This is a genomic window from Pigmentiphaga aceris (assembly GCF_008119665.1).
In the GTDB taxonomy this organism is placed as follows: Bacteria; Pseudomonadota; Gammaproteobacteria; order Burkholderiales; family Burkholderiaceae_B; genus Pigmentiphaga; species Pigmentiphaga aceris.
The window spans coordinates 4497123-4523658 of record NZ_CP043046.1 but is presented as its reverse complement, the minus strand read 5'-3'; the positions used below and the strand labels follow the sequence as shown (position 1 = coordinate 4523658).

General features: G+C 61.9%; 23 protein-coding genes. 7 read left to right on the top strand and 16 right to left on the bottom strand.

Translation table 11 applies throughout. The features are described 5' to 3' along the window. Positions 1-43 precede the first annotated feature (43 nt). The 3 genes from hutI to hutU are packed head-to-tail and all read right to left on the bottom strand — an operon-like array spanning position 44 to position 3554. Positions 44-1261, bottom strand: a complete 1218-nt coding sequence (hutI, locus tag FXN63_RS19620) for an imidazolonepropionase (protein ID WP_148816846.1) — start codon at positions 1259-1261, stop codon at positions 44-46. A gap of 8 nt (positions 1262-1269) precedes the next feature. Next, positions 1270-1863 (bottom strand): HutD/Ves family protein, encoded by a 594-nt coding sequence (locus tag FXN63_RS19615; protein ID WP_148816845.1) that lies wholly within the window; start codon positions 1861-1863, stop codon positions 1270-1272. A gap of 2 nt (positions 1864-1865) precedes the next feature. Beyond that, a complete protein-coding gene (gene hutU / locus FXN63_RS19610) occupies positions 1866-3554 on the bottom strand; it encodes a urocanate hydratase (protein ID WP_148816844.1) in 1689 nt (562 codons plus the stop codon). A gap of 272 nt (positions 3555-3826) precedes the next feature. On the opposite strand from hutU, the gene hutH reads away from it, so the two are divergent. Genes hutH through hutC form a run of 3 tightly spaced genes read left to right on the top strand, consistent with a single transcriptional unit; the run spans position 3827 to position 7383 of the window. Next, the gene (gene hutH, locus FXN63_RS19605) at positions 3827-5383 is read left to right on the top strand and encodes a histidine ammonia-lyase (protein WP_148816843.1); all 1557 of its coding nucleotides are present in this window, start codon (positions 3827-3829) and stop codon (positions 5381-5383) included. A gap of 3 nt (positions 5384-5386) precedes the next feature. Further along, positions 5387-6544 carry a histidinol-phosphate transaminase gene (locus FXN63_RS19600; RefSeq protein WP_148816842.1) on the top strand — a complete coding sequence of 386 codons (1158 nt, stop codon included), beginning with the start codon at positions 5387-5389 and terminating at the stop codon, positions 6542-6544. Continuing rightward, the gene (hutC, locus tag FXN63_RS19595; protein WP_148816841.1) at positions 6541-7383 is read left to right on the top strand and encodes a histidine utilization transcriptional repressor HutC; all 843 of its coding nucleotides are present in this window, start codon (positions 6541-6543) and stop codon (positions 7381-7383) included. The genes FXN63_RS19600 and hutC overlap by 4 nt, the downstream gene beginning before the upstream one ends. 29 nt (positions 7384-7412) lie before the next feature. Here hutC and FXN63_RS19590 read toward each other — a convergent pair whose 3' ends face one another. Next, a complete protein-coding gene (locus tag FXN63_RS19590; protein ID WP_148816840.1) occupies positions 7413-7742 on the bottom strand; it encodes an Rdx family protein in 330 nt (109 codons plus the stop codon). A gap of 71 nt (positions 7743-7813) precedes the next feature. Continuing rightward, positions 7814-8995 carry a mechanosensitive ion channel family protein gene (locus tag FXN63_RS19585; protein WP_148816839.1) on the bottom strand — a complete coding sequence of 394 codons (1182 nt, stop codon included), beginning with the start codon at positions 8993-8995 and terminating at the stop codon, positions 7814-7816. A 48-nt stretch (positions 8996-9043) separates the two neighbouring features. Between FXN63_RS19585 and FXN63_RS19580 the strand changes: the two genes are divergently transcribed. Beyond that, positions 9044-9298 (top strand): hypothetical protein, encoded by a 255-nt coding sequence (locus FXN63_RS19580; RefSeq protein WP_148816838.1) that lies wholly within the window; start codon positions 9044-9046, stop codon positions 9296-9298. A gap of 359 nt (positions 9299-9657) precedes the next feature. Here the strand turns inward: FXN63_RS19580 and FXN63_RS19575 are convergent, their stop codons facing one another. The 7 genes from FXN63_RS19575 to FXN63_RS19545 all read right to left on the bottom strand — a co-directional run bounded on the left by FXN63_RS19575 (position 9658) and on the right by FXN63_RS19545 (position 19203). After that, positions 9658-11265, bottom strand: coding sequence for a gamma-glutamyltransferase family protein (locus FXN63_RS19575; RefSeq protein WP_148816837.1), 1608 nt, complete (start codon positions 11263-11265; stop codon positions 9658-9660). A 37-nt stretch (positions 11266-11302) separates the two neighbouring features. After that, on the bottom strand, positions 11303-12925 hold the full coding sequence (locus tag FXN63_RS19570; RefSeq protein WP_148816836.1) for an ABC transporter ATP-binding protein: 1623 nt from the start codon (positions 12923-12925) through the stop codon (positions 11303-11305). A gap of 3 nt (positions 12926-12928) precedes the next feature. Continuing rightward, entirely contained in the window at positions 12929-13867 is a 939-nt protein-coding gene (locus FXN63_RS19565; RefSeq protein WP_148816835.1) for an ABC transporter permease, read from the bottom strand. Between the two features lie 16 nt (positions 13868-13883). Continuing rightward, the gene (locus FXN63_RS19560) at positions 13884-14825 is read right to left on the bottom strand and encodes an ABC transporter permease (protein ID WP_148816834.1); all 942 of its coding nucleotides are present in this window, start codon (positions 14823-14825) and stop codon (positions 13884-13886) included. Positions 14826-14904: 79 nt separating this feature from the next. After that, a complete protein-coding gene (locus FXN63_RS19555) occupies positions 14905-16488 on the bottom strand; it encodes an ABC transporter substrate-binding protein (protein ID WP_148816833.1) in 1584 nt (527 codons plus the stop codon). Between the two features lie 31 nt (positions 16489-16519). Beyond that, positions 16520-17647 (bottom strand): NAD(P)/FAD-dependent oxidoreductase, encoded by a 1128-nt coding sequence (locus FXN63_RS19550; RefSeq protein WP_148816832.1) that lies wholly within the window; start codon positions 17645-17647, stop codon positions 16520-16522. 26 nt (positions 17648-17673) lie between these two features. Beyond that, on the bottom strand, positions 17674-19203 hold the full coding sequence (locus FXN63_RS19545) for an amidase (RefSeq protein WP_148816831.1): 1530 nt from the start codon (positions 19201-19203) through the stop codon (positions 17674-17676). A 223-nt stretch (positions 19204-19426) separates the two neighbouring features. Between FXN63_RS19545 and FXN63_RS19540 the strand changes: the two genes are divergently transcribed. The 3 genes from FXN63_RS19540 to FXN63_RS19530 all read left to right on the top strand — a co-directional run bounded on the left by FXN63_RS19540 (position 19427) and on the right by FXN63_RS19530 (position 21422). Next, on the top strand, positions 19427-20008 hold the full coding sequence (locus tag FXN63_RS19540) for a helix-turn-helix domain-containing protein (RefSeq protein ID WP_342791193.1): 582 nt from the start codon (positions 19427-19429) through the stop codon (positions 20006-20008). An 86-nt stretch (positions 20009-20094) separates the two neighbouring features. Next, a complete protein-coding gene (locus tag FXN63_RS19535; protein ID WP_148816830.1) occupies positions 20095-20613 on the top strand; it encodes a DUF4142 domain-containing protein in 519 nt (172 codons plus the stop codon). A gap of 224 nt (positions 20614-20837) precedes the next feature. Beyond that, on the top strand, positions 20838-21422 hold the full coding sequence (locus FXN63_RS19530) for a flavin reductase family protein (RefSeq protein ID WP_148816829.1): 585 nt from the start codon (positions 20838-20840) through the stop codon (positions 21420-21422). A 120-nt stretch (positions 21423-21542) separates the two neighbouring features. Here FXN63_RS19530 and FXN63_RS26770 read toward each other — a convergent pair whose 3' ends face one another. The 4 genes from FXN63_RS26770 to FXN63_RS19515 form a co-directional block, all read right to left on the bottom strand. Then, positions 21543-21686 (bottom strand): hypothetical protein, encoded by a 144-nt coding sequence (locus FXN63_RS26770; protein ID WP_187394954.1) that lies wholly within the window; start codon positions 21684-21686, stop codon positions 21543-21545. Between the two features lie 11 nt (positions 21687-21697). Then, the gene (locus FXN63_RS19525; protein ID WP_148816828.1) at positions 21698-21913 is read right to left on the bottom strand and encodes a hypothetical protein; all 216 of its coding nucleotides are present in this window, start codon (positions 21911-21913) and stop codon (positions 21698-21700) included. Positions 21914-21997: 84 nt separating this feature from the next. After that, positions 21998-24463, bottom strand: a complete 2466-nt coding sequence (locus FXN63_RS19520; RefSeq protein ID WP_148819592.1) for a glycogen/starch/alpha-glucan phosphorylase — start codon at positions 24461-24463, stop codon at positions 21998-22000. Positions 24464-24640: 177 nt separating this feature from the next. Next, on the bottom strand, positions 24641-26428 hold the full coding sequence (locus FXN63_RS19515; RefSeq protein WP_148816827.1) for a thiamine pyrophosphate-requiring protein: 1788 nt from the start codon (positions 26426-26428) through the stop codon (positions 24641-24643). Between the last annotated feature and the right edge of the window lie 108 nt (positions 26429-26536).

The following is a 26536-nucleotide window of genomic DNA, read 5'->3' as shown; positions in this document are numbered from 1 at the left end:
TGTAATGCTCAGCAGTACAACAAAGGCACAGTGACTTAACGCATCAAGCGCCTGCCAAGTACGCAGTCTTGCCGTGCCGCACGACCCGTTCGCACAGCGGTCGGCCGATCCAGTAGACGAGTTCGGCCAGGTTCGACACGTTCCAGACGGCAAAGTCTGCTGACCTGCCTACTGCTATCCGGCCATGTTCCTCGGCCTTGCCCAGGGCCTGGGCGGCGACGGTGGTCACGCCTGCCAGCAATTCCGGCACGGTCATGCGGAACAGGGTGGCGCCCATGTTCATCATCAGCGGCAACGAGGTGCTGGGCGAGGTGCCGGGGTTGCAGTCGGTCGAGATGGCAATCGGCACGCCATGCTGGCGCAGCAGTGCGATGGGCGGCAGTTGGGTTTCGCGGATGAAGTAGTAGGCACCGGGCAAGAGCACGGCCACGCTGCCTGCATCGCGCATGGCGATCACGCCGGCTTCGTCCAGGAATTCCAGGTGGTCGGATGACAGCGCATGGTGCTTGGCCGCAAGCGCGGCTCCGCCCAGGTTGGACAGTTGTTCGGCGTGCATCTTCACCGGCAGGCCGTGACGTTCGGCTGCTTCGAAGACGCGCTGGCTTTGCGCCAGCGAGAAGCCGATGCCTTCACAGAACACGTCCACTGCATCGACCAGATTTTCTGCCGCCAAGGCGGGCAGCATCTGTTCGCAGACTTCGGTGATGTAGTCGTCGGCGCGACCCGCATATTCCTTGGGCAAGGCATGCGCGCCCAGGAAGGTGGTGTAGACCGTGACTGGGTAGCGCTCGCCCAACTGGCGGGCCACACGCAGCATTTTGCGCTCGGAATCCAGATCCAGGCCATAACCGGACTTGATCTCAACGGCCGTGACGCCTTGCGCAAGCATGGCTTCAAGGCGCTTTGCGGACTGCGCGAACAACGTGGCTTCGTTGGCCTCGCGGGTGGCGCGCACGGTGGACAGGATGCCGCCGCCGCGTCGCGCGATCTCTTCGTAGCTGACACCTGCCAGGCGTTGCGCAAATTCGTCGGCGCGGTCACCGGCATAAACCAGGTGGGTGTGGCAGTCGACCAGGCCAGGCGTGACCCAGTGGCCGTTCAGGTCCTGGCGGGGCAGGGTGGCGTAGTTGCCGGGCAACTCAGTAAGCAGCCCGATCCAGGCAATGCGGCCGTCTTGCGTGACGATGGCTGCGTCGCGCACGACCTGGCCGGGATCGCCATCGGGACAGAGATGCAGGTTGTGCCAGACGGTATCGGTCATGGTGTCCTTCAAGGTTCTTGGCGCAGCGTAATCGTGATGAACAGGACGTAGCCGTTCCCCGCAATGCCGCAGCGCTTGGCAAGGGCCACGTCCACCGGCAATGTCGCGCCGGGCGCAAGCGTGATCGGATCGGCACCGTCGAGCGTCACCAGAATGTCGCCGTGGACGCAATACAGCAGCACGGTCGTGCCCGCCAGATTGACGTCGGCCGGCGCGCTCAGTGCCTGCACCGTGGCGCTGCCGTGTTCACGGCGCACCATCACGTTCAGGTCGCGGGTTGGGCCGTCGAACAACTTGGCCGAGATGGCGGTTTCGCCTGCAAAGCGCGCGATGTCCATCGGCTGGTCCAGGCGGTATACCTTGCCGTCGTCGTGTACCAGTTCCATGCCCTTGCCGGACAGCAGCACCAGGTTGCGGTCGATGCCCGGAAAGGTCGAGAACGGGCCGCCAGCATCGATGTCGGCAACGCTTACGCGCCACGTGAAGTTGCTGGTGTCGCTGCCGGCAGGGTAGGCCGCGATCTCGCGGGTGACGCCGCCGCCGTTCTTCCACGGGGCGGCCCGCAGGGCCTCCCACGGGATCGGGGTGAAGGAGGCCGTCATGCTCAGCGATCCAGCATCGGCAGGTTCAGGCCTGCGTCGCGGGCGGTCTGCTTGGCCAGCTCGTAACCGGCGTCGGCGTGGCGCATGACGCCAGTTGCCGGGTCGTTGAACAGCACGCGTTCCAGGCGGCGGTCGGCAGCTTCCGTACCGTCGCAGACGATCACCACGCCAGAGTGCTGGCTGAAGCCCATGCCCACACCACCACCGTGGTGCAAGGACACCCAGGTGGCGCCGCCTGCGGTGTTCAGCAGGGCATTCAACAAGGGCCAATCGCTGACCGCGTCCGAGCCGTCCATCATGGATTCGGTTTCGCGGTTGGGGCTGGCCACCGATCCGGTGTCCAGGTGGTCACGGCCGATCACGATGGGCGCTTTCAGTTCACCGTTGCGCACCATTTCGTTGAAGGCCAGCGCCAGGCGATAGCGGTCTTTCACGCCAACCCAGCAGATACGCGCCGGCAGGCCCTGGAAGGAGATGCGTTCGCGCGCCATGTCCAGCCAGTTGTGCAGGTGGGCGTCGTCGGGAATCAGTTCCTTGACCTTGGCGTCGGTCTTGTAGATATCTTCCGGGTCGCCAGACAGCGCCACCCAGCGGAACGGGCCCTTGCCTTCGCAGAACAGCGGGCGGATGTAGGCAGGCACGAAGCCGGGGAAATCAAACGCGTTTTCCACGCCCATGTCGAAGGCGACCTGGCGGATGTTGTTGCCGTAATCCAGCGTGGCGGCACCAGCGCTTTGCAGGGCCAGCATGGCGCGCACGTGTTTGGCCATCGACTGCTTGGCTGGCAGCACGATGCTGTCGGGGTCGGACTTCTGGCGTGCCTTCCAGTCGGCCACGGTCCAGCCTTCGGGCAGGTAGCCGTGCATCGGGTCGTGCGCGCTGGTCTGGTCGGTGACCACGTCGGGGGTGATGCCGCGATCCACCAGTTCCGTGAACACGGTGGCGGCGTTGCCCAGCAGGCCGACCGAGATCGCTTTGCCTTGCTGTTTGGCTGCTTCGATCATGGCCAGCGCTTCATCCAGCGTGCTGGCCTTCTTGTCCAGGTAACGCGTCTTCAGGCGCATGTCGATGCGGGTTTCGTCGCATTCCACGGCCAGCATCGAGAAGCCGGCCATGGTGGCGGCCAGCGGCTGCGCGCCACCCATGCCACCCAGACCGCCGGTCAGAATCCAGCGGCCAGCGGGCTTGCCGTCGAAGTGCTGATTGGCGACCGAATAGAAAGTTTCGTAGGTGCCCTGGACGATGCCCTGGCTGCCGATGTAGATCCAGCTGCCAGCGGTCATCTGGCCATACATCATCAAACCCTTGCGATCCAGCTCGTGGAAGTGTTCCCAGTTGGCCCAGTGCGGCACCAAGTTGGAATTGGCGATCAGCACGCGCGGCGCGTCGGCGTGGGTGCGGAACACGCCCACCGGCTTGCCGGACTGCACCAGCAGCGTCTCGTCGTCGTTCAGGTCTTTCAGCGAGGCCAGGATCTGGTCATAGCAGGCCCAGTTGCGCGCCGCACGACCAATACCACCATAGACCACCAGCGCCTGCGGGTGCTCGGCGACCTCTGCATCCAGGTTGTTCTGGATCATGCGATAGGCGGCTTCGGTCAGCCAGCTCTTGCAGGTTTTTTCGCTGCCGCGCGGTGCCCGGATGACACGGCTTTCGTCGAGGCGAGGATCGATCTGGGTGGAATTGCTCATCGTTTTTCTCTGGAAAATGGCGGTGTGCGGGGCGCATCGAGCTGCGGGCGCTGGCGTCGCCGGATCTGGGTTTTGGCGAAGTATATACAACAAAAAAACGTCATAGCGATTTTTCTCGATGCGGGAAAACACACCGGAAATCGCTATCGTTTTTTGAAAACGAGCGGTATATACTAGTTCGCAAATGACGGCTTGAAAAGTGGTCTTCACCGGTTTCTCGCCTCGTCGTATCGCTGTCTCCCTCCATCCGTTTCCTCTTTGGCAGGCTCCCCATGACCTCCTCTGCTTCTCTGTCCACCTCGCTGGTACTCGACCCCGGTCACGTCACCCTGGCCGATCTGCGTCGTCTGTATCTGGCACCGCTGAGCCTGTCGCTGGTACCCGCCGCTTACGAGGCGATTGCCCGTGCCCGTGACACCGTCTCGGCGATCGTGGCAGAGAATCGGGTGGTCTACGGCATCAACACCGGTTTCGGCAAGTTGGCCAATACGTCGATTGCGAACGACAAGCTGGCGCAGTTGCAACGCAACCTGGTGATCTCGCATGCGGTCGGCACGGGCGACGCCTTGCCTGACGGCGTGGTGCGACTGATCCTGGCGACCAAGGCGATCAGCCTGGCACGTGGCCATTCCGGTGTGCGGCCCGAAGTCGTTGACGCACTGCTGGCCATGGCCAACGCCAACGTCTTGCCGCGCATTCCGGCCAAAGGTTCGGTAGGCGCTTCGGGTGACCTGGCACCGCTGGCGCACTTGGCATGCGTGTTGATCGGCGAAGGTCAGGCAAAGCTTGCCGATGGCCGTGTGGTCGATGGTGCGGAAGCCATGCGCAGCCTGGGTCTGGAACCCTTCGTTCTTGGCCCGAAAGAAGGTCTGGCCTTGCTGAATGGCACACAGGTATCGACCGGCTTGGCATTGGCCGGTCTGTTCGGGGCCGAGAACGTGTTCGCCGCTGGCCTGGTTGCTGGTGCCCTGTCGCTGGAAGCCATCAAGGGCTCGGTGGCACCGCTGGACGCCCGCATTCACGAAGCCCGTGGCCAAGTGGGGCAGATCGACGTGGCGCGTGTGCTGCGCGGCATTTTCGAGGGCAGTGCGATTGTGCCCTCGCATGCGCACTGCGGTCGTGTGCAAGACCCGTATTCGATTCGCTGCGTGCCCCAGGTGATGGGCGCTTGCCTGGACAACCTGCGCCACGCTGCGCGCATTCTGACCATCGAGGCCAATGCCGCGTCGGACAACCCGCTGGTGTTCTCTGCCGAAGGTGACGTGATCTCGGGCGGCAACTTCCACGCGGAACCCGTGGCCTTCGCTGCGGATACCCTGGCGGTGGCAATCGCGGAAATCGGTGCAATCTCCGAGCGCCGCATGGCCTTGTTGCTGGACACCGGTCTGTCGGGCCTGCCGCCGTTCCTGGTGCGTGATGGCGGCCTGAATTCGGGCTTCATGATTGCGCAAGTGACCGCTGCCGCACTGGCATCGGAAAACAAGTCCCTGGCGCATCCGGCCAGCGTGGACAGCCTGCCGACGTCTGCCAATCAGGAAGACCACGTGTCGATGGCCACATTCGGTGCCCGCCGACTGGCCGATATGGTGAACAATACGGCTGTGGTGGTCGGCATCGAGGCGATGGCGGCGGCGCAGGGCATGGAATTCCAGCGCCCGCTGCGCAGCTCGGATGCGATCGAAGCCGAGTTCGACGGTATCCGTCGCGACGTTGCCTTCCTCGATCAAGACCGCTACCTGGCGACCGACATCGAAAGCATGCGATGCTGGGCGCTTCGCAATACCTGGCCGGATGCCTTGCGCGCCGTGCTTCCCAGTCACCACGGATAACCCATGACCGCCACGACCCCCGAGCCGATTTCCACGCCTGCCGAATCCACCGCGTCGCACCTGGCGCGCAGCGAAGTGGCCGACCTGCCCATGTACAACGCGGGCCTGTCGAGCGACGCCGTGCGTCAGCGCTACGGCGTGACGCGCATCTCGCGTCTGGCCAGCAACGAAAATCCGGCTGGGGCGAGTCCGGCGGTGGCGCGGGCGCTGGTGGATCTGGTGAGTGGCATCGGCGTCTATCCCGACGCGGCCAGCACCGAGCTGCGCGAAGCCATCGGCAGCCGGCTTGGCCTGGCTGCGGATCGCATCGTGGTAGGCAACGGGTCGGAAAACCTGCTGGAACTCTTGTGCCAGGCTTTCCTGTCGCCGGGCGACCGGGCCGTCACGCTGATTCCGTCCTTCGGCCTGCACGAGATCTATCCGCGCATGATGGGGGCGACAGTCACCATGGTGCCGGTAACCGAGGCGCTGGAATTCGACGTGGACGCCTGGTGTGCGGCTTTGACTGCGCCTACCAAAATGGTCTTGCTCAGCAACCCGTCGAACCCCGTGGGCTGCATGGTCGACGAAGCGCAATTCCGTCGCATCATCGATGCCGCGCCGGATGACACCTTGTTGGTCATCGACGAGGCCTACTTCGAATACGCCAGCCTGGCTGAAGGCTTCCCCGACGCCTTGAAGATTCTTCACGAGCAGCATCGCCCGTGGATTGTGCTGCGCACCTTCTCGAAGGCCTGGGGCCTGGCCGGCTTGCGGGTGGGCTATGGCATTGCGTCGGACAACGTTGTCGTGTCCTTGCTTGACCGCGTGCGTACACCGTTCAATGTGAACATTGCTGCGCAGCGTGCTGCGTTGGCGGCGTGGTCGGACGTCGAGCACATGAATTACTCGGTGACCGACACCGTGCGCCAACGTGAGGTCATGGCCAAACAATTGAAAGCCATGGGTCTGACCGTGGCACCGTCTGCTGCCAATTTCTTGTTCATCGATCTGGGCCGGCCCAATGGCCCGGTGGCGGAAGCCTTGCTGTCGCACGGCGTGATCATCAAGCCCTGGAAGGAAGCGGGTTACGAACGCTTCATCCGCGTGTCGATTGGCAGTGCAAGCGACAACGCGCACTTCATCAAGGCCTTGACCGAGGCCTTGGGAGCCGCTGCATGAGCGAGGCCAAGTCTGCGGCTGCTGACAACGCCAAGGCTGGTCGTGGTGTCGGGGGCGGTGTTGGGGTAAGCAAGCCTTCCACACCACGCATAGTGAAAGTCGCCAAGCTCGAAGAGCCAGTTGCGCGTTATGAACAGGTGAAAGACTACGTTCGTTCGCGTGTGCAGTCGGGCGAGTGGGCAGCGGGCCAGCGCATTCCGTCCGAAAACGCTTTGGTGGACTTGGTGGGCGTGTCGCGCATGACCGTCAACCGGGCAATCCGCGAACTGACTGCTGAGGGCATGTTGACCCGGCTGGCGGCAGTGGGCACCTTCGTCGCCGAGGCCAAGCCGCAATCGACCTTGTTGATGATTGCGCACATTGGTGACGAGGTGCGCGCGCGTGGACATGAGTATTCGTACAAGGTGATCTATGCCGGGCGTGAAACCGCACCCGCCGTGGTGTCCAGTTCGATGAATCTGTCTCCGGGGGCGTCCGTGCTGCGTGTGCTGTGTCTGCACCGGGAAAACGGTGTGCCGGTGCAGTTGGAAGACCGCTACGTGAACCCGGCGATTGCCGAGGATTTTCTGGAGCAGGACTTCAGCAAGATCCTGCCGTCGCAATACCTGCTGCGCAATCACCCGCAGTACGAGGTCGAGCACATCGTCGATGCCTCGCTGCCCACGCGCCGAGAGGCCGAGTTGCTGGAGATCGAGGCGACCGAGCCTTGTCTGGTGCTGCTGCGCCGTACCTGGACCGCCGACAAGATAGCGGTGACCTACGCGCGCTTCATTCATCCGGCCTCACGTTATCGCCTGGGCTGCCGGTTTTCGGGTGATGCGCGAGGCGAACAGGCCTGAGCCGCGGGCGGGTCTATATACAAGCTGGCCTACAGCTCGTTGTCTGCCAACTTGGCGGCCAGTTGCGCCGAGATTCCCGTCTTGTCGATGTGACCCAGATCGCGGCCGGGGTCCAGCCGGTCGCGAATGCGCTGCTTCAGCAGCTTGGCATCCGGGAAACCGCCATCGGCCTTGCGATCCCAGACCAGGGTGCCGTTGTAGGTGATCTGGAAAATACCACCCGTGCCGGGAATCAGCGCAACCTCGCCCAGATCGGTGCCAAAGGTGGATAGCAGCTCTTGCGCCATCCAGGCAGCGCGCAGCAGCCACTGGCATTGCGTGCAATAGGTAATCGTGATGCGGGGGGCAGTGCGCGTCATGGCGGCCTCGGAAGTGCTGGGGGATGCCGTAGTCTACCTAGCCGCCGCAAGTGGCCGATGTGCGCATCGGATCAGCGGTCTGGCGCGCTGGACACTTCTGCCATGCCGATTTCCGCTGATGCGCCCGGGCCGTCCGGCATCTGGTCCATCCTGGCGGGCAGGGGGCCCCGTCCGCCTTCGTGTTTGATCGGCTGCAGGGGTTCCGGTTGTGCGGTGTTCGATTCATACACGCGTAGCGTCGGCAGGTACTGGGGATACTCGCGTTGCATGAAGTCGATCATGGCTTCGCGCACCTTGCAGCGCAGATCGAAGGCCTTGCTCGACGAACCCGCTGTCACCAGTATCCGCAACTGCATGGTGCGCTCGGTGGCATCCGTGACCTGCAGGTTGAAAAAGCGCCCGTCCCATTCCGGCAAGGTGGGCACCAGCCGTTCCAGTTCGCTGCGCAAGGGGGCGATCGGCATGGCGAAGTCGACATTCAAAAACACCGATCCCAGCAATTGTGAACCCGTGCGTGTCCAGTTCTGAAACGGGTTTTCGATGAACCACTGCAAGGGGATGATCAGCCGTCTGTCATCCCAGATTTTCAGCACCACATAGGTGCCGGTGATTTCTTCGACGCGGCCCCATTCGCCTTGCACGATCAGCACGTCATCGATGCGAATGGGCTGGGCCAGCGCAATCTGCAACCCCGCAATCAGGTTACTGAAGACCGGCTTGGCGGCAATACCGGCAATCAGGCCGATAACCCCTGCCGACGCCAGCAGGCTGGCACCGACCTGGCGTGCGCCCGGAAAAGTCATCAGCATGATGGCCAGGCCCGCAACCAGCGCGGTCAGTGTGGCGGTGCGTGCCAGCACGCGCGCCTGGGTCTGTATGCGCCGCGCCTGCAGGTTGTCGTCCACATCGGCCGGGTGTCGCGCGATCACGCCATCGGTCAGGCCATTGATCACGTTGATGGCCAGCCAGGTCAGCGCACCGATCAACGCCAGGCCGTTCAGATGGCGAATGCTTTCGATGAAGTGCACCTGGTTCGGTGCGGCCTGCCAGACCAACTGCAGGGCGAACAAGGGCAGTGCAAGTCGGGCGGGGCCGTGGCAAGCCAGCACCATGGTGTGGACAACCGGCATGCCACGCGTCGCGCGCAGCAGTAAAAGGCCGCCGATGCGAAAGGCGATCAGCGCAACGACAATGCCGATCAGCGCGGCAATACCCGTGGCGACAGTAGGGGAGAACTGGGATAGATCCAGCATGCGGGGAGCTTCTCCTTCAGAAACGGTTAGCGTCGGAAGGCTTTCCAAGTGGCAGGAATGATCCGAAATAAGGGTTCAAACCCGACTGTATCGCCGCAGCGCAGCAAATTCGACCCCGGTCGAGCCAATGCGCAAACAAACGTTTCTGTAGGTGCCGACCGTCAGATGCTGTTTCCCTTGAGTGACTTGTCTGGAGAAAATATCGACATGGAAAGCACCAAGCGGCAGATTGCGCAGGCTCTGTGGATGTTTGTTGCGACGCTAAAGGTCTTTAGGCAGTGGGCCACACGTTCCGTACAGTGAAGGCTCTGATTCATTCCTGCGAGAGCCGTCATGCGTAAATGGTTGCTGGTCCCGATGATGGCCGTCATGGTCACCATGTTGTCTGGTTGCTGGTGGGGGCCTTACGGGCCACATGGGCATGGTGGGCGCGATCGCGGTGGCTATGACCGAGGTTGGCACGATCGCGGTAGTTACGATCGAGGGGATTACGGTGGTAGAGGTGGTGGACGCGACTGGCGCTGAGCACGCCTGAGCGGCAAGAAGAACGGGGCAACGACTTTGGTCGTTGCCCCGTTTGTTTGTCTGAGTCCTAGCTAGGTTGCAAGTACGTCATGGCTTGGAAGCGATGGTGCACTTGTGCCGACCCGGCGAAAACGGCCTCAGTAGCCTGCCGCGTGCCCGTCCTTGCGGTGATCCGATCCGCCCAGGTATTCCCCTTCGGCAACACGCAGAATGGCTTGCGATCCGCCGAATTCGTCGGAATGGCGCTTGGCGATCACCACCTTGTGACCCAGCGCGCGCAAGCCTGCAATGGCCTGCGGCGGGAAGTTCCACTCGACCGCAACCGTGACGTTGTCGTCGTCGATGCGCCAGCGTGGCGCATCGATAGCGGCCTGCGGGTTCTGCCCGTGGTCCCCAATGCGTATCGCCACTTGCAAGTGGCCTTGCGCCTGCAAGGACCCACCCATCACACCGAAGCTCATCAGCGGTTTGCCGCCACGTGTCAGGAAGCCAGGAATGATGGTGTGGAAGGGGCGCTTGTTCGGCCCCACTTGGTTCGGATGACCCGGCATCAGGTTGAATCCCCAACCACGGTTCTGCATGGCAATGCCGGTGTTTGGAATGACCACGCCCGATCCGAAGCCCTTGAAGTTGGACTGGATCAGCGACACCATCATGCCCTTGCTATCGGCCACCGTCAGGTAGGTCGTGCCGCCGTGGTGGATCTTGCCCGGGCCTGGGAAGTTGGCCTTGTTGGGGTCCAGCAACTTGGCACGTTCTGCCAAGTAAGCGGGGTCCAGCAGTTCTGCGGCGCTCACGCCTTGCATGTGATCGGGGTCGGCAACATAGCGGTAGATATCGGCGAACGACAGCTTCATCGCTTCGATCTGCGCGTGGAAGTATTCGGTGGAATCCAGCGGCAGCTTGCCGATGCCGCTTTGCTCGAGAATGCCCAGCGCGATCAGCGCACCGATGCCCTGGCCACTGGGGCCGATTTCGTGCAGCTCGATGTCACCGTAGGCAGTCGAGATCGGCGTTTCCCAGGTATTGAAGTGGGCGGCCAAGTCGGCTTCGGTCATCAGCCCGCCCGTGGCGCGTGCGTGGTCGGCAATCGCCTTGGCGATCTTGCCGTGATAGAAGTCCTCGCCGCCCGTCTGGGCAATGGCTGTCAGCGTGTCGGCCTGGCCCGGCGAAATGAAACGCGTGCCGGCTTCCGGTGCTTTGCCACCGGGGGCGAAGCCGTCGATGAATCCCGGCTGAACCGATAGTTCTTCCACCTGGCCTGCCCATTGGCGCTGCGCGATCGGGGCAACCAGGTAACCGTTGCGGGCGTAGTGAATGGCAGAGTCAAACAGCTCGGCAAAGGGCAGGGTACCGAATTTGTCGGACAGTGCGCGCCAGCCCGAAACCACACCCGGTACCGTGACCGAATCCCAGCCGCGCTTGGGCATCGCATCGTATTTGGCGAAGTGTTCTGGTGTCCAGGCGGCGGGGGCGCGGCCCGAGGCATTCAGGCCATGCAACTGCGTGCCGTCCCAGACGATGGCGAACAAGTCGCCACCAATGCCGTTCATGCACGGTTCGGTCACCGTCAGGGTGGTGGCCGCTGCCAGTGCCGCGTCAATGGCGTTGCCGCCCTTGGCCAGAATGCGCAACGCGGCATTGGTCGCCAAAGGTTGCGAAGTGCACACCATGTTCTCGGCAAGCACAGGCATGCGCTGCGAGGTGTACGGAAAGTCCCAAGCGTTGGCATGAGAAAGAGACATCTGGACTGGCTCCGAAAGTCGGAATGGGCAGAGAGGTTCAGGCGGCGCGTCGGCTGAAGTCGAAATCCTGGCCTGGTGCAGCGGCCAGCAACTTGCGTGTGTAGTCATGCTGCGGCGAGAAGAACACCTCGCGGATTGGGCCTTGCTCCACGATTTCGCCGCGTTGCATCACGATCACCCGATCGCAAATCTGGCTGGCCACCCGAAGATCGTGCGTGATGAACAGAATGCCCAGCTTCAGTTGCCGCTGGATATCATTCAACAGCTTCAGAATCTGATCCTGCACCGAGACGTCCAGTGCCGACACGGCTTCATCGGCGATCAGCAGTTTTGGTTCGCAAGCGAGGGCGCGCGCAATGCAGATGCGTTGGCGCTGACCACCCGAGAACTCGCTGGGATAACGACGCAGCGCTTCCGGCTTCAGACGCACCAGGTGCATCAGTTCTTCCGCCCGACGGGTGGCGTCTGCATGCGAGGTGCCGAAGTTCATCGGGCCTTCGATGATGGATGCCCCCACGGTCTGACGTGGGTCCAAGGATCGGTACGGGTCCTGGAACACCACCTGCACGTGGCGGCGGAACGGCGACAGCGCACGACCATTGAGCTGCGCCACCGACCGGCCATCGGCAAAGATTTCACCGCTCGACGGCTCGATCAACCTGGCGATGCAGCGTGCAACCGTGGACTTGCCCGAGCCGGATTCCCCCACGATACCAACCGTCTCGGACGGATGAATACGCAAGGACACTTCCTTGGCGGCAAACACCTCGACCTTTTTCTTCGGCCATCCCCCGGTGACGTAGGTCTTGCACAGTGCTCGGGTTTCCAGCAGCGGGTATTCATGCGACACCGCCGGCCGGTCCACCGGAGCGAGCGCAGGCACTGCATCCAGCAGCATGCGGGTATAGGCCTCGCGAGGCTGGGTCAGAACTGTCAGTTTGTCGCCGGATTCCACCTGGTTACCTAGTTGCAGCACGACAACTTGGTCGGCGATTTCAGCGACCACGCCGAAGTCGTGGGTGATGAACAGCACGGCCGTGCCGTTTTCAGTCTGCAGCTCGCGAATCAGCTTCAGAATTTCAGCCTGCGTTGTGACGTCGAGTGCCGTGGTGGGCTCGTCGCAGATCAGCAGCGCGGGCTTCAGGATCAGCGCCATCGCGATCACGATGCGCTGGCGCTGGCCACCCGATAGCTGGTGCGGGTAAGACGCATAGATGCGCGCCGGATCCGGCAGCTTCACACGCTCGAAGATCGCCAGAATCTGCTGCTTGCGCTCAGCTGCGCCCGTAGACACGTGCTGCGCCAGCATTTCGTCTACCTGCTCGCCGCAACGCATGACCGGGTTGAGCGCGGTCATGGGTTCCTGGAACACCATGGCCATGCGCGAGCCGCGCAGTTTGCGCAGACGGTCCTGGCTGGCATTAAGGATGTCTTCGCCTTGCAGTGTGATGCTGCCACCCACGGCTTTCAGGCCGGGTGCGGCCAAGCCCATGACGGCGCTGGCGATCACCGATTTACCCGAGCCGGACTCCCCCAGCAGGCACACGATCTTTCCCGGTGCCACGCTAAAGCTGATGTGTTCGACTGCATGCGGTCGGTCTGCTCCGGGGGGCAAGGCGATGCTGAGGTCTTGTACGTTCAATACGGGCTGCGTGCTCATGGCTCAGCCTCCACGCTTGTTGAATTTCGGGTCGAGCGTGTCGCGCAGGCCGTCCCCCATGATGTTTACAGCCAGCACGGTCAGCGCCAGGAACACGCCCGGAATCAGCACGCTGTGCGGGTACTCGTTGAACTGGTTGCGGCCCTCGGCCATGATGTTGCCCCAGGTGGCCATGTCGGCCGGCAGTCCCACGCCCAGGAAGGACAGCACGGCTTCGATCAGAATGGCGGCCGCGCACACGTAGGTGCCCTGGATGATCAGCGGGGCAATGGCGTTGGGCAGAATGTGACGCACCAGGATCTTGATGGTGGGCGTGTCCAGCGCAATCGCTGCCTCGATGTACGGCTCTTCGCGGATTGTCAGCACCACCGAGCGCACCAGACGGGCGACACGCGGGATTTCGGGAATGGTGATTGCAACGATCACGGTAGCCAGGGTGCCACCGAAGATGGCCACCAGGCTGATGGCGAACAGCACGGCCGGGATCGACATGATGCCGTCCATGATGCGCATGATGATGCTGTCCAGCATGCGGAAGTAGCCGCCGATCAGGCCCACCGACATGCCCAGGATCAGCGACAGGATGGCGACCACGATACCGATCGTGATCGACACCCGGGCGCCATACAGCACGCGGCTGAAGATGTCGCGACCCAGCGCGTCGGAACCGAACAGATAGATGTGCGAGAAAGTCTCGCCCGTCAGCGAGTTGAACTCGGCGCGGGTGCCGGGCAGCAGGTTGCCGTTGACGGGGTCGATGGCATTGGGGTCGATTGCACCCAGCAGCGGGGCCAAAACCGCCATCACGATCAGCAACAGCAGCAGGCCGCCGCCTATGCGCACCGACCAGTTGGACAGACTCTTGGACAGGCGCGAGCGGCGTTTGACCGGCGGCGGTGCATCAAGCGCGTTAGGAGGAAGCATCTGAATGATCTTGGACATGGAATAGGCTCCCGGCTCAGTAACGGATGCGCGGATCGAGCGCGAGGTAACTCAGGTCGACCAGCAGGTTGACCATGACGTAGATCACCGAGAAGAACAGTGTGATGCCTTGGATCACCGGGAAGTCGCGCGACAGCACGGCATCCACGGTCAACTGGCCCAGGCCGGGGATGGCGAACACCGTTTCAGTCACCACCACGCCGCTGATCAGCAAGGCCACGCCAATGCCCACCACGGTGGCAATGGGAATGGCCGCGTTGCGCAAGGCATGGCGTGCCAGCACGCGTGCTTCAGAGATGCCTTTGGAACGCGCAGTGCGGATGTAATCCTCGGTCAGCGCTTCGGCTACCGATGCACGGGTCACGCGGGCGATCAGCGCGATGTAGACGGTGGACAGCGTGAAGGCAGGCAGGATCAGGTTGCGCAACCACGGCCACAGTCCTTTCGACATCTCTACGTAGCCTTGCACCGGCAACCACTTCAGGTGCAGTGCAAACAGCCAGATCAACAGGTAGGCGACCACGAAGGCGGGCACCGAGAAGCCCAGTGCCGACATGCTCATCAGCGCGCGATCAAGCCACCCGCCGTGACGCCATGCCGCGAGCACACCCAGCGGAATGGCGACCAGCAAGGTCAAGGTAAGCGTGACGGCGGCCAAGGATAAGGTCGGGCCGACACGCTGTGAAATCAGTTCAGCAACGCTTTTCTTGATGAACAGCGAGGTGCCCAGGTCACCCTGCAACAGCCTGCCGCTCCAGTTGGCAAATTGCACCGGCCAAGGTTGATCAAGCCCCAATTGGGCACGGACACGGGCAATGTCTTCGCTGTTGCCACTGTCGCCGACGATGGCGGCAGCCGGGTCACCCGGAGACAGCTGCAACATGGTGAAGACGATCAGGGCAACCACGATCAGTACAGGGATCGTGGCCAGCAGACGGCGCAACAGAAAAGCGGGCATGACGAACACCTTCTCAAACTGGGTACGAAGGCCTTGCCCGCGCGGCGGGCAAGGCTGACAGGCCGACGGACAGCCCGACTTACTTCTTGTCGATGTTCCACATCACGGTGTTGGGCGACGGCACCACGCCCGTCACGCCCTTGGCCACGGCAACCAGCGGCTTGTATTCACCAAGCGGTGCAAGCATGCCGCTGCTCAGTGCTTCCTCTTGCATCTGGGCTGCCAGTTCCTTGCGCTTGGCCTCGTCCAGCGTAGCCAGGAATTCACCCTTCAGGGTTTCGATCTTGGGGTTGGTCGGCCAGCCGAACCAGCCTTTCTCACCCGTGCCATTCATGGGGGTGAACACCAGCGGATTGATGGTGTCGGCCATGAAGAAGCTGGTCATGAAGATGTTCCAGCCGCCTTTGTCTGCCGGGTCTTTCTTGGCGCGACGGGCCACCAGGGTCTGCCAGTCCATTGACTGCACTTCAACCTTGAAACCAGCCTGCGTCAGCAGCGCTGCCATCACGGGCGGGTACTTGTTCAAGGTCGGATGGTCGGTCGGATGCAGCAGAACCACCGGCTTGTTGTCGTAACCCGCTTCCTGCAGCAGTCTCTTGGCCGCCGAGAACTGCGGTTTGCCGGTGAAGCCTGCCGTGCGGGTGGTCGACGCGTAGGCGGTGCCGCAGGGGTAGAACGACGGGCAGGTCTTGAACAGATCGTTGTTGACCATCTGCGCGCGCAACAGGGACTCCTGGCTGATGGCGAGCGTGGCGGCACGGGCGATCTTGGGGTTGTTGAACGGCGGCACCAGGTGATTCAGTACCAGCATGACCGAGCCTTGCGGCACCTGGGTGATGATCTCAACGCCGGGGTTCGCCTTCAAGGCGGAATATTGTTCGGGCGGCATGCGCTCGATCATGTCGATCTCGCCGTTGGTCAGGGCGTTCGCCTGAGTCTGGGCGTCTTTCAGCACGATCCATTCAACACGGTCCACCGGCACGGGTTTGCCACCAGCGGTGCCGGCAGGTGCCTCCGAACGCGACACGTAGTCCTTGTTCTTCAGATAGACGATCTTGTTGCCCGGACGATATTCATCCTGCTTGAAGATGAACGGACCCGAACCGATGTTCTCGGTGATCTGCTGGTCGCCCGATGTCTTGGCGATGCGCTCGGGCATGATGAACGGCGGGCTGGACTTGGCGAAGGCATCGAGCACCATGCCGAAAGGCTGCTTGAAGGTCATGCGGAAGCTGTTGGTGTCGACCGCTTCGATCTTCGTCAGCGCGGCCATCATGGACTGGCCCAAGGTGTCGCGGCTGCCCCAGCGCTTGATCGAGGCGATCACGTCGGCGCTTGTGACGGGTGTCTTGTCGTGAAATGCCAGGCCCGGGCGCAGCTTGAAGTCCCACACCATGCCGTCAGGGCTGGTTTTCCAGGTATCGACCATCTGCGGCAGGATCTTGCCGTTTGCATCCATGCCGAACAAGGTGTCATAGATCATGAACGCGTGGTTGCGCGTCACGATGGCAGTGGTCCAGACCGGGTCAAGAATGCGCAAGTCGGCTTGCGGTGCCACGCGCAGGACTTTTTCCTGGGCGACGGCAGCGGTGCCCGACAGGGCGAGAAGGCCGGCGGCGATGACGCCGACGAGTTTGCGTGATTGGAATACGGAGCCTGACATGTGGGGGAACTCCTGCAGTGCGGGGGAAGGATTAACGCAAACGTGCCGGATCGAGTCCGGGGACATCGACGCCCTGGGTCACCAGGGTTTCGTCGAGTGCTTCTCCGAGGAGAAGATTCTTGGCCAGCAGGGATGCTCCTGCTGCGCTCTGAATGCCGTAGCCACCTTGGGCTGCCAGCCAGAAGAAGTTGGGTTTTTCCGCGTCCCAGCCGATCACCAGATCGCCGTCGGCAACAAAAGAACGCAGGCCGGCCCAGGTGTTGCGCGGGCGACGGATCGTCATCGTGGTGCTTTGCTCGATGTGATAGATGCCAGTGGCCACATCGATTTCTTCCGGCACCACGTCGTGCGGTTCGGTCGGGTCGGCGTTGGCCGGTGAACCCAGCAGCAGACCGGCGTCGGGCTTGAAGTAGAAGCTTTCGTCGATGCCGACTACCGATGGCCAGTGTTCGGTTGCGACGCCTTCAGGTGCCGCGAAAATGAAGGCGGTACGGCGACGCGGCTCCAGGCCGATCGGGCGCACGCCGGCAAGCTTGGCGACGACATCGGCCCACGCGCCGGCGGCGTTCACCAGCTTGCGTGCCAGAATCTTGCTGCCATCGGCCAGCGTCACTTCCCAGCCGTCGGCGTAGGGGGCGATTGCGGTCACTTCGGCGTTGGTGCGCACGGTGCCACCGCGCTGCTTCAAGCCACGCAGATAACCTTGGTGCAAGGAATTGACATCGATGTCGGCCGCACCACTTTCGCGCATGCCAGCAAAGGCAGCTTCGGGACGCAGGCAGGGCACCTCGGCCAGCAGGGTTGCGCCATCGACCATCTCAACGTTGGGCGAGCGTGCCAGCGCGGCTTCATAAGCCTCGGTCAGTATGTCCATCTGATCTTCGCGGGCGATGTAGAGCACGCCACGGGGCGTCAGCAGCGGGGTTTCGGTGAACCCTTCTGGCGGGTGCTGGTAGAACTCGCGGCCAACGCGGGTCAGTGCCTGGATGTTGGGCGTTCCATAGGTTTCCATGAACATGGCGGCAGAGCGGCCGGTAGAGTGATAACCGGGCTGCGCTTCGCGCTCGAGCACGGTGACGCTGGCGTGTTCGGCCAGGCGATAACCGATTGATGCGCCAGCAATGCCGGCACCGATTACGACGAAATCCTGGAGTTGCATGGATAGGTCTCGTTGCTAAAAGAGGATCAGACGGAAGAGGTCGACATGCTGTTGGCACCGGCATCGCGCTGATAGATGGGCGGTGCGGTCACGATCGAGGTCAGACTGGGCTCGGCGTGACGAAGTGCTGCAATGTTCGGGATGGGACGGCGCAGCGTGGGCGACGAGGCAAACGCCTGTTCCATGGCGTGGGCCACGTTCAAGGTCTTGCGGTCTTCACGGAAGCCGCCAATGACCTGCACACCGAATGGCATGCCTGCGTAGTCCAGGCCGCAGGGCAGGGCGAGCGAGGGATGCGCGGTCAATGTGACCACGTAAGCCAGGCTCAACCAGCGGTAGTAGTTCGCCTGCGTCTTGCCGTCGATGACTTCGGCATATAGATTGACCCAGGGGAAGGCCGACACCGGCACCACCGGTGCCAGCAGGATGTCGTAGTCCTCGTAGGCTTTTTCGAATTCACGCAGCAGGCGAGTCTGCTCGGCACGTGCCCATGCAGCGTCGAGCAGCGACATGGCTGCACCCATCTCGAAGTTGGCGCGAGGGTTGGGGCCCAGGCTGGCCGGATCGCGTTCGTAGGCTTCGCGCATGCCGGCCACGAAGCTTTCCGCACGCAGCACGTCGAAGCAGCGATGCGCATCGTGCAGATTCATCTGGATGGCATCGCAGCGGGCGAACAAGTGGCCCATTTCAGCCATCTTCGCGCGCATGGTGTCGCGCATGCCGGGGTCCACGTCGCAGACGCCGAAGTCCTCGATCCAGCCCACCTTCAGTTTGCCCAGATCGACCGGTTCAGGCGTCAGGAATTGCAGCGGATCAAGCGGGTAGCTGAGCGGATCGCCGCCTGCCGGGCCGGCCGTGGCCGCCAACTGCAGGCAGGCATCGGCCACCGTGCGGCCCATCGGGCCGACCACCGACAGGGGGCTCCAGCCAAGCAGCTTGCGCTCGCTGGGCACCACACCAGGCGAGGGACGGAAGCCCACCACACCGCAGATCGCGGCAGGAATGCGCAGCGAACCACCGGTGTCCGATCCGGTGCATACCGGCAACATGTCGCAGGCCAGTGCCGCAGCTGAACCGCCCGACGATCCGCCCGCATTCAGATTGGGGTTGAACGGGTTGCCGGTGGCTCCCCACACGGCATTGCGTGAATTGGACCCCGCACCAAATTCGGGAATGTTGGTCTTGCCGGCCACGATGGCACCGGCTGCGCGCAGGCGCGCCACCAGCAGATTGTCGGCGGCCGGTATGTTGTCGCGGAACAGCGGCGACCCATAGGTCGTCAGCAGATCGGCGGTAGCTTCCAGGTCTTTCACACCCAATGGCAGGCCGTGCAGCAGGCCCAGCGCATCGCCGCGCAGCACGGCTTGTTCGGCCACCCGGGCTTCGGCCCGGGCACGATCGAAGCTGGTGGCGGTGATGGCGTTCACGTAGGGGTTGACCGCCTCGATACGGGCAATGCAGGCTTCCAGCAACTCGACCGGCGAGATTTCCTTGGTTCCGATCAGGCGTCGAAGCTCGACGGCGGACAGGGCGGTCAGACTGTTGTTGGCATGCACGGTTGCGTTCCTCTATGCCCGTTTTGCGGGCGCTTCTGTTTGGTAATTGCGTGTTGTCAGTGCGTCTTGCGCCTCAGCATGAGCCATAATTGGCTCGAAGAATTCTCTTTTAAGGGAATTCTCGTATACGAGAAATTCAAAGCATGATCCATGCCAGTTCCTGTCCATGACCCAAGAATCACCGTCTGTCTTAGATAGTCTTGCAGGGGCTTCGGTCTCTGCATTGATCTCCCGGTCCGAAATGGGGCAGCGGCTGCGGGCGGCTCGCAAGTCGCGCAAGCTGACGCTGAAGACCTTGTCCGACCGCAGCGGCGTGGCCTTGTCGACCTTGTCGAAGATGGAATTGGCCCAGGTCGCCATCAGCTTCGAAAAAGTAGCGGCCGTGGCCAAGGCGCTTGACCTGGATATCTCTCGCCTGTTTGAAGCGTCCGTGGTCGAGACCGATGCAGCATCCGTCGCATCCAAACCCACGTTCGTGCGCAACTCGGTGGCCGACGTACCCGTCTATATCGGGGACCACTATCAGTACAAGATGTTGGCCGGTGACTATCCCGGCAAACACATGTTGCCCATGCATGGCCGCGTCTTGGCGCGCGAGCTGGAGGAGTTCGCTGATTTCGGACGTCATCCCGGTCAGGAATTTCTGATGGTGTTATCCGGTGTGGTGCAGGTTTGTTTCGAGACCGGGGAATCTGTGGTGCTCAGACCGTCGGAGTCGATCTACTTCGACAGTGGCATTGGCCATGTTTACCTGTCCCAAGGTAAGGCAGAGGCTGAAGTGCTCATCCTGATGCATCACGCGTGAACCCGCGTTCAGGTGTGATGCGGGGTTCAGGGTGGGCATAAGCTTTGCTGAAAGGCTTTCATCAACAATCCCACAGGATCACCCAGATGAAAGCACTCAAATTCACCGCCGCCTCTATCGCACTTGCCATCGCTTCGATCGGCGCTGCACACGCCGAACTGTCCAGCGGCGACAAGAAGTTCCTGGAGAAGGCTGCTGAGTCCGGTCAACTGGAATTGGCGACCAGCCAACTGGCGGTCGAGCGCGCTACGCACCCCGATGTGAAGGCCTTCGCCCAGATGATGGTGACCGACCACACCAAGGCCGACACTGAATTGAAGGCGCTGGCTGCATCGAAGCAGGTCACGCTTCCGATGGAGCAGCCGCGCAAGGTCAAGTCGGAACTGGAAGACCTGGGCAAGAAGCAGGGCATCGAGTTCGACAAGGAATACGCGGACGAGATCGCCGTTGATGCGCACAAGGATGCCGTGGACCTGTTCAAGGACGCGGCTGAAGATGCCAAGGACCCGGACGTGAAGGCCTGGGCGGCCAAGACCCTGCCCACGCTGCAAGCCCATTACGATGCGGGCCGCATGTTGAAGGAAAAGCTGAAAGACGTGAAGTAATCGTCTGAAGTGGGCGGGCTTCGTGCCCGTCTTGCAGGCAAGTGTCTGATGACATAGTTGGCCATCAGCACTTCTGCAAGCCAAGAAGCTGGACCTTTGACGGGGTCCAGCTTTTTTTTATGGGCAAAAGTCGGCTGAGAATTCATGGCCGCGTCGCGCTACGATTTCGGCACTCAGCAAGCCCGTAATCTCTACCGCAGACCTTGCTTCTCTGAAGGAAATATATGGACAGTCACATTGCACCGGTTGCGCTGGAAAAAGCGTATCGGCTGTTGAATCACGGCCCCACGGTGTTGGTATCTGCACGACATGATGGCGTGGACAACGTCATGGCGGCAGCCTGGGCCTGCGCACTGGATTTTTCACCCCCGAAATTGACGGTGGTATTGGACAAGGCCACGCGTACCCGCGCATTGGTGGAAGGCAGCGGCACCTTTGTGATTCAGGTGCCTACGGTTGCCTTGCTTGCGCTCACGCATCAGGTCGGCACACGCAGCTTGATCGATGAGCCGGCCAAGTTGGCCAACGCCGATGTGAAACTGGTCGAGATTGAAGGATATGACCTGCCGTTTGTGGCAGGTTGTGCCGCGTGGCTGGCGTGCAAGGTGGTGCCGGAACCGCATAACCAGCAGACCTACGATCTGTTCATCGGCGAGGTGGTTGGGGCTTGGGCGGACACGCGCGTGTTCAGGAATGGTCACTGGGAATTTGCGGATGCCGATCCGTCCTTGCGCAGCCTGCACTATGTGGCGGGTGGGCAGTTCTACGCCATTGGCGAGTCCTTGGTAGTCGATGAAAAAACGGCCTGATTGCCGTTAAGCATTTCTAATTGGCAGCACCTTCGCTGCACAGTCCACATACGTGCCGACGCCCCCTCACACATGGTGTGAGGGGGCGTCGTGTCTTCAGGTCATCGGACTACTTGTGCCTTAAACCGGCGGTACGTTCCGGCCAGGCCTTCTTGCCTGCGCCTGTGCTTGCGGCTTCACGCCGAGGCGACCTTCACGGAAGGACTTGTACAGCTTGCTGGCCAGGCCGGAGGTAATGGCAAACATGATCAACTTGCGCAACATGGGTGGACTCCTTAATTCGGCTTCTGGTTAGCGTTGGGGTTTCGCAGCAATGCGCTGAGGTCTTCGTCTTCGCGCTTGGGTTGGTCGTCTGGCGGTGGTGCTTCGCCTTCCACGCCTTTAACGCGTTTACCGTCCACAGTTTGCACCACGGTTTTTTCAGCGAACGCGTCCGGGGACTTGTCCTGTTCCGCGGGCTTGTCGTCCGTGAACTTGTCTGTGGTGCTCATGCCGGGTCTCCTCATGCAATCATCAGACCTGTGCTGTAGCAACACTCGTGCCCCGCATGGCTGCGGGGCATTTTTTACTATCGATCAGGAAGAAACCGGTGCCGGCCCGACCTTCCAGACCCGTTCCGCATAGTCCCGAATCGACCGGTCCGACGAGAATTTCCCCGAGCGGGCGGCATTCAGAATCGACCGGCGCGTCCAGTCCTGGGTATCGCGATAAGTGCGATCCACTTCACCCTGGCAATCGACATAGGACTGGTAGTCCACCAGCAGCATGTACGGATCGGTATGCATCAGCTCGTCGATCAGCGGCGCAAACAGGTTGGCGTCACCCCGCGAGAAGAAACCGCTGCGGATCAGGTCCAGCACCGCATGCAGCTCGGCGTTGTTGCGGTAGTAGTCGCTGGGCGAATAGCCGCGTGCGCGCAGGGCGTAGACCTCTTCGGCGGTCAGGCCGAACAGGAAGAACTGGTCTGCCCCGACCTCTTCTCGAATCTCTACATTCGCACCGTCCATGGTGCCGATGGTGAGTGCGCCGTTCATCGCAAACTTCATGTTGCCGGTGCCGGACGCTTCCTTGCCGGCAAGCGAAATCTGCTCGGAAAGATCCGCTGCCGGGTAGATGCGTTGCCCGCGCGTGACGCTGAAGTTCGGCAGGAACACCACCTTCAGGCGGTCGCGTACGGCCGGGTCATTGTTGACCACATCGCCAACTGAGGTGATCAGCTTGATGATCAGCTTGGCGCGGTGATAGCCCGGTGCTGCCTTGCCGCCAAAGATGAAGGTGCGCGGCACCACATCCAGATTCGGGTCGGACTTCAGTCGGTGATACAGCGCCACAATGTGCAGCACTGCCAAGTGCTGGCGTTTGTATTCATGGATGCGTTTGACCTGCACATCGAACATCGAATCCGGGTCGACACGAATGCCGGTCCGTTGCAGCAACTGGCCCGCCAGCTCGATCTTGTTGTCGCGTTTGATGGCCTGCCAGTCGGCGGCGAAACCCGCATCGTCGGCAAACGGTTCCAGTTCCTTGATGCGCGAGAAGTCCTTGATCCAGTCGTTGCCAATCGCACGGCTGACCAGGCTGGTCTGGCGCGGATTGCTGAGCGCAATCCAGCGGCGCGGCGTCACGCCATTGGTGACGTTGGTGAACTTCTCTGGCCACATCGCATAGAAGTCGGCCAGCACGTCCCGCTTGAGCAATTCGGAATGCAGTTCTGCCACGCCGTTGATGGCCGAGCTACCCACGCACGCCAGGTGAGCCATGCGCACATAACGCTCGCCGGATTCATCGATCAGCGACAGTCGCGACAGGCGCGATTCGTCGCCCAGGAAGCGGATGCGCACTTCGTTCAGGAAGCGGGCATTGATCTCGTAGATGATTTCCAAGTGACGCGGCAGCACACGCTCGAAAAGCTTCAGCGGCCAGCGTTCCAGGGCCTCGGGCAGCAAGGTGTGGTTGGTGTAGGCAAAGGTCTGGCGTGTGACGTCCCAGGCCTGTTCCCAGACGATCTGATGTTCGTCGACCAGCAGGCGCATCAACTCGGCCACACCAATGGCCGGGTGGGTGTCGTTCAGCTGGATCGCAAACGCCAGGTGGAACTCGGTAACCGGCTGACCGCGATTGATCTGGATGCGCAGCATGTCCTGCAAAGAGCACGACACGAAGAAGTATTGTTGCTCCAGTCGCAGTTCCTTGCCCTGGTCACTTTCGTCGTTCGGATACAGCACCTTGGTCAGATTTTCCGAAGTGACCTTCTTGCTGACCGCACCCAGGTAGTCGCCGCGATTGAAGGTCGGGAAGTCGAAGGCTTCCGTTGCTTCTGCGCGCCACAGGCGCAAGGTGTTGGCGGTATTGACCCGATACCCCAGAATGGGTGAATCGAAGGGCACACCGGCCACCGTCTTTTCCGGTACCCAGCGCACCCGGAATTTGCCTGCATCGTCGGTATAGGTTTCCGTGCGGCCGCCCAACTTGATCTCGACCGACCATTCCGCGTGCTGGATCTCCCAGGGGTTGCCGTAGCGCAACCATTTGTCGGTATTCTCGACCTGCCAGCCATCGATGATGGTCTGGTAGAAAATGCCGTACTCGTAGCGGATGCCGTAACCGATCGCCGGAATTTCCAGCGATGCCAGCGAGTCGATGAAACACGCCGCCAGACGGCCCAGGCCGCCATTGCCCAAGCCAGGTTCTTCTTCCTGATTGGCCAGGTCGTCGAAGTCCAGGCCGAGCTCGGCAATCGCCGCCTTGACCTCGTCCATCAGGCCCAGGTTGAGCACGTTGTTGCCCAGGTAGGGGCCCATCAGGAACTCGGCCGACAGATAGGCCACCATGCGCGAATGCTTGGCCTTGTAGCTCGATGCGGTATCGAACCAGGTGCGCAACATGCAGTCGCGAATGGTGTGGGCAAGCGCCTGGTACAGATCGTTGCGCGAGGCAATCGCCAGGGATTTGTTCTGTGTGTACAGCAGGTGGTCAAGGAAGGCGCGTTTCAGACCCTCGCGCGTGGGCAAGGATCGGTCGCGCCCCAGGGCAGCGTTAATGGACGGAGGAAGCGAGCTGTCGTTCAAGGCAGTTCTCCTGCAACAGGCGTGAACACGAACGGTGGAGGCGTCCGCAACCTTCGATCGTAGTCCAGCCTTTCGTCTTCGCTGCAGTGCCGCAACCAGACGTTACGCAGTTTTCCTCCGTGCACCACCCGCGTGCAGATTTACTGTCGGTCAGCGCTTGGTCGGGACCAATCCGGCCAAAGCCTGCCGTACCGTCTGGCCGATGATGCCGCGCTGGTTCGGGTCACCCTTGGCCAGTGCGCTGGCGTATTTCTGCGCTTGCTGCAACGTCAGGTGCGAGGGCAGGGGCATGGTGTCGGGATCAGTCTTGAATTCGATCAGCACCGGGCGGCCGGCCGACAGCGCGGCTTCCCACGCGGGTCCAATGGCTTCCGGCGTATCCACGTAGATGCCCATCAGCCCGATGGATTCGGCAAATTGGTGATACGGCACGTCGGGGATGTTCTGCGAGGCTTCGAACTTGGGGTTGCCCTCCATGGCCCGCTGTTCCCAGGTGACCTGATTCAGATCCTCGTTGTTGAAGACGGCGCACACCCATTGCGGGTTGTCCCATTCGCGCCAGTATTTGGCAACGGTGATCAGCTCTGCCATGTTGCTCATCTGCATGGCCCCGTCGCCAACCAGCGCAATCACCGCTCGATTCGGATGGGCAAACTTGGCCGCAATGGCATAGGGCACCGCCGCCCCCATCGACGCCAGTCCGCCAGACAGCGAGCACATCATGCCGCGACGAACCTTGAAGTCGCGTGCATACCAGTTGGCGCAAGAACCGGAGTCACTGGTCACAATGGCGTGGTCCGGCACACGGGGCGACATTTCCCACACCACCCGCTGAGGGTTGATGGGCTTGGCAGGAGCCATTGCACGCGCTTCCATCGTTTCCCACCAGCGTTCGGTCCAGCGCTCGACACGGCGTCGCCAGGTGCGACGTGGCGGGCCTTTCAGCAACGGCAACAAGGCGCGCAAGGTCTCGGCTGCATCACCGACCAGATTCACTTCCATCGGGTAGCGCAGGCTCAACATGTCGGGTTTCAGGTCGATCTGCACGCCGCGTGCGGCACCTTCCTTTGGTAGAAATTCGGCATACGGAAAGCCAGACCCGATCATCAGCAAGGTATCGCAGTTGCGCATCATCTCGTCGCTGGGGCGCGTACCCAGCAGCCCGATTGAACCGGTCACCCAGGGCAGGTCGTCCGGCAGCACGGCTTTGCCCAGCAGGGCCTTGGCCACACCGGCACCAAGCCGGTCAGCAATTTCGACCACTTCGTCGGTCGCACCCAAGGCACCCGCACCGACCAGAATGGCGACCTTGTTGCCGGCATTGAGCACATCGGCTGCGCGTTGCAAGTCTTCGTCTTGCGGCAATACCCGTGGGGCGCTGTAACCCACGCCGGAATGCAAGGTGCCGTGCGCACGGGGTGGGTCTTCAAATGGTGCTTCTTGAATGTCGTTGGGCAAGACCAGGGCAGTAACGCGCCGTTCGCCGATGGCGGTGCGCACTGCCCGGTCCACCAGATGGCGAACTTGTGCCGGGGCGCTTGCCTGCTGCACGAATGCGCCTGCTACGTCCTTGAACATCGACACCAGATCGATTTCTTGCTGGTAGTGACCGCCAAGTGCGGTGGTGGCCTGCTGGCCGCAGATGGCCAACAACGGCACGTGGTCCAGGCGGGCGTCGTACATGCCCGTGATCAGGTGCGATGCGCCTGGGCCGGACGTTGCAATGCAGACACCAAGCTCGCCGGTGAACTTGGCATGGGCGGCGGCCATGAACGCCGCCATTTCCTCGTGTCGTGCCTGAATGAACCGTATCTTGTCCGGCGCGCGTTGCAGTGCGCCAAACACGCCGTTGATTCCATCGCCGGGATAGCCGTAAATGCGGCGCACACCCCATTGATACAAGCGGTCTACCAGGAAATCTCCCACGTTCTGTGCCATTGCTCGGTCTCCTTTGCAAATGCGACAAGGCCGACCAAACCGGAGTATCCGGTGAGATCGGCCTTGTTGGGTCTGCAAGAAACAAACCCGTCGGGTCTAGCAGGTGAG